Annotated in this window: 3 protein-coding genes and 2 pseudogenes (1 of these 5 running past the window's edge); 2 read left to right on the top strand and 3 right to left on the bottom strand. The window is 49.2% G+C overall.

The window, feature by feature from the left end; all coding sequences use genetic code 11:
* Both I2H74_RS17250 and rlmD read left to right on the top strand, forming a co-directional pair.
* Positions 1–198: pseudogene (locus I2H74_RS17250) on the top strand (diacylglycerol kinase) (it extends 727 nt beyond the left edge of the window).
* Between the two features lie 649 nt (positions 199–847).
* Positions 848–2,422, top strand: coding sequence for a 23S rRNA (uracil(1939)-C(5))-methyltransferase RlmD (gene rlmD / locus I2H74_RS17245; RefSeq protein WP_420707453.1), 1,575 nt, complete (start codon positions 848–850; stop codon positions 2,420–2,422).
* A 48-nt stretch (positions 2,423–2,470) separates the two neighbouring features.
* Here the strand turns inward: rlmD and I2H74_RS17240 are convergent, their stop codons facing one another.
* From I2H74_RS17240 to I2H74_RS17235, 3 genes and pseudogenes are all read right to left on the bottom strand, one after another.
* Positions 2,471–2,866: a hypothetical protein gene (locus tag I2H74_RS17240; protein WP_324254094.1), complete on the bottom strand. Its 396-nt coding sequence runs from the start codon at positions 2,864–2,866 to the stop codon at positions 2,471–2,473.
* A gap of 81 nt (positions 2,867–2,947) precedes the next feature.
* Positions 2,948–3,016: pseudogene (locus I2H74_RS25175) on the bottom strand (hypothetical protein); the annotation flags it as partial.
* Between the two features lie 80 nt (positions 3,017–3,096).
* Positions 3,097–3,449: recombinase family protein (locus I2H74_RS17235; RefSeq protein WP_195575462.1), on the bottom strand; the 353-nt coding region annotated here is incomplete at its 5' end.

Genomic DNA, 3,449 nt, shown 5'->3' with positions numbered 1-3,449 from the left:
TTGGCGCTGCGCGGCGAGCATCTGAACGATCCGCATGTCATCCACATGCAGACGAATCGTCTGGAGGTTACGACACCGGAATACGTGGAGATCAACCTGGATGGGGAGCTTGGCGGCTCGCTGCCGGCATCCTTCGAGGTGCTGCCGAGTCATTTGAACATCTTCGCCGACCTGTCTGGAGTAAGCAGCTATCGGTAGGGGGAGCTTGCGTTAGCTGAAACTTGCGTTAGCTAAAGCTTGACTGCTTGAGCTTGCATGACGCAGTGGAGCAAATAGCGGACGTAATCGGTTATGACCGTGTCCCCGATTGCTCTAGGCTTGTGTCCTATAGCTCGAATAGAGCTAGGCTTCTAGTTTGGCATCTAACGAGTCTGTAGGGTTTCGGTGATATTTTTTAAAAGCAGGTATAAGTTGTAAGGCCTGCTATGATGAATAGTTGAGATGATACGTCATGATCATCTATGGCCTAACCAGAATGAGGCGATCGCCTTCGTTCATTGCTGCACAGCGTCAGCAGTGAGGGGGTGATCGCTTTTTTGCTATGGGTGATTGCAGTGGAGGCATCGTGAATAACGGCTTGAAGAACAGACACAGGAAACTCATTTTATTACAGCAGGGTATTCGGTATAATAGGAATGTTGTAGGTTTAGCGTTATGCATATGAGCAGAATAGTAGTTGTTAGAATGCTTGAACAGAGGGTTTGGGGTTCCAGCTAATTTAGTCGTGAGATGGTGGTAGGGACTAGGCTCAGGAGCTTATTTAGATACTGAAAAGATTGTTTGTTGATATAGATCGCACGGATATGGCAAAAATAAAGCTAACAGGATTAGCGTCGGAGGAACGGTCATGAAGGATAGAAGAGGCGGAAAGTACAAAAAAGGCGGCCAGCGTTCTGGTCGCCCGGGGCAGACGAATCGACAGAAGCTGGGAGCTGCTGCGAGTGTTAGTGAAATGCAAGGTGGACAAGGTGTTGAAAGCGGAGCAGTCTCCAAAAAAAGCTTAACCGTTCCCGTCCAAAAGAATGATCAGGTCGAGCTGGAGATCATCGGACTCACCCATGATGGCGAGGGTGTCGGTCGCGTCGAAGGCTTTACGCTGTTTGTGCAAGGCGCCCTTCCAGGCGAGACCGTTCTTGCCCATGTGCTTAAGGTAAAGAAGCAGTACGGCTATGCCAAGGTGCTGGAGCGTCTGAAGGACAGTCCACACCGTGTGGACATGGAGCACCCAGCCCACTATTATGGCGGCTGCCAGCTTCAGCATCTGGCCTATGACGAGCAGCTGCGCTGGAAGCGTCAGCATGTCGTGGACGTGCTGGAGCGGATCGGGAAGTTCGAGGTCGCACTGGCGGATGAAGGTGAAGAGCAGAGCGCGGGTCATGCGATTAAGGTGCATCCGACGATCGGGATGGACAACCCTTGGCGCTATCGCAACAAGAGTCAAATGCCCATCGGTGCGGATGATAAGACAGGTGAATTGATCGGCGGCTACTATGTGAAGGCAAGCCATCGGATTATCGATACCGATGTGAGCTTGATCCAGCATGAGATGCACGATGAAGCGATGCGCGTCGTGAAGCAGGTCGTGCGCAAGCATAGCATCATCCCCTATGACGAGGAGTCTCACCAAGGCTTGCTTCGCCATGTCATCATGCGCGTAGGCTTCCGCACGAAGGAGCTTATGGTCGTGCTTGTAACGAACGGAGACAAGCTGCCGCATCAGACAGAGATTGTAAATGAGCTCGTTCAGGCGCTGCCGAACCTGAAGAGCATCTGCCAGAACGTGAATACGAAGCGGACCAATTTCATTATGGGAGACAAAACCCGAGTGTTATGGGGTGAGGAGTATATCACGGATTATATTGGGGACATCGAGTTCAAGATCTCCGCTCGTTCCTTCTATCAGGTGAATCCCGTACAGACTGAGGTCTTGTACGATAAAGCAGTGGAGTATGCTGGACTTACGGGAGAAGAGACCGTTATCGATGCTTATTGCGGCATCGGGACTATTTCACTCTTCCTGGCGAAGAAGGCGAAGCGGGTGTACGGCGTCGAGATCGTCGAGGAAGCGATTCAGGATGCGCGCCGCAATGCGGAGCTGAACGGGATCGAGCATGTCGAGTTTGCCGTAGGCGCAGCAGAGGTCGTCATTCCGCAGTGGAAGGAGCAGGGCATCGAAGCGGACGTCATCGTCGTCGATCCCCCACGCAAGGGCTGCGATCCCGCCTTGCTGGATACGATGCTTGTCATGCGTCCGGAGCGGATTGTGTATGTGTCGTGTAATCCGTCTACCTTGGCAAGGGATTTGAGAATTCTGGCCGATGGTGGGTACGAGGTGAAAGAAGTGCAGCCGGTGGATATGTTCCCGCATACGGTGCATGTGGAGGTGACAGTGAGACTTGAAAGAAAAGGTACAGTTCAATAAACTGTACCTTAATTCGGGGGGAGAGGATTGGAAAGATTGTAGTTAATCTTAATCTTTCCGTCCTCGAATACTTCCGATTGTTTGGATAAGCCTTTGGAGGAATTGCTTCAACACCTGTTCATCGCTAATGTCGAGGTCAATGAAGCGTTCAACTTCCTTCCTAAAGGCTTCTTTGCGTTCTGCGAGGTTCTTTCCTTCTTCTAAAGCTATAATGAGTTCAGCATTCTTGTTAAGCAGTTGTTGCTGTTGAAGGGCATTGCGCTCATTCTGATACTTGAATTGGTCTGTTGTGATAGCCCCCTCAACATGTAAGGACAGCAATTTATCGAAACGATTATCAAGTTCTGCTAATTGCTTCTCTACACGTTTCAGTTCCTTTTGAATGTGGAACTGAACAGCTAAGGCTTTTTCTTCTGCAATTCCGTAAAGGTTCTCAATCTTCACCGAATCCTTAATTAAGGCTTTTAGGTCAACCTTGACAGCTTGTAATAGTACCTTTTCCTCGATAATGTGAGATGAGCAATACGAGGAAGTGTACTTTACGTAGCCGCCACAGACATAAGCACCCTTTCGTCTATCAGGCTTAAAGTGCATACCGCTTCCACAATCAGGGCATTTAAGGATATACGAGAACGAGCTTTCATTGCCATTGCTCTTATGCTTGCCCCTCTTTTTCATTTGTTCCTGAACGGTATTAGAGCAGGATGTGAGTTCTCAATAACAACTTGCTCTTCTTCATCAACCTTACGTCTTACCTTGTAAGTCTCAGATGCTGATAATATTCGTGTTGTTTCTTCACGATGAAACACTTGTTTACCAGTATAGACCGGGTTATTTAAAATGCCTTTGATAGTGTTCTGATGCCACTTAAGCCCTGCATTTGCCGCCCCCGAACTGGCTCTTGGAGTTGGTACCCCTCTTCTCATAAGGAGATTTCCGATACTGAACATACCCCATCCTTCATGTAGGTAAAGCCTGAAAATCTCCTTTACTATGGGGGCGGTTGACTCATCAATCTCCAACTTCT

Source organism: Paenibacillus sp. 1001270B_150601_E10, assembly GCF_015558675.1.
In the GTDB taxonomy this organism is placed as follows: Bacteria; Bacillota; Bacilli; order Paenibacillales; family Paenibacillaceae; genus Paenibacillus_B.
The sequence above is the reverse complement of the archived record's forward strand: the minus strand, read 5'-3'. Positions and strand labels throughout refer to the sequence as shown.

Excerpts from the sequence above, each read along its gene's own strand:
- rlmD (WP_420707453.1), top strand. The coding sequence starts at position 848 with ATGAAGGATAGAAGAGGCGGAAAGTACAAAAAAGGCGGCCAGCGTTCT.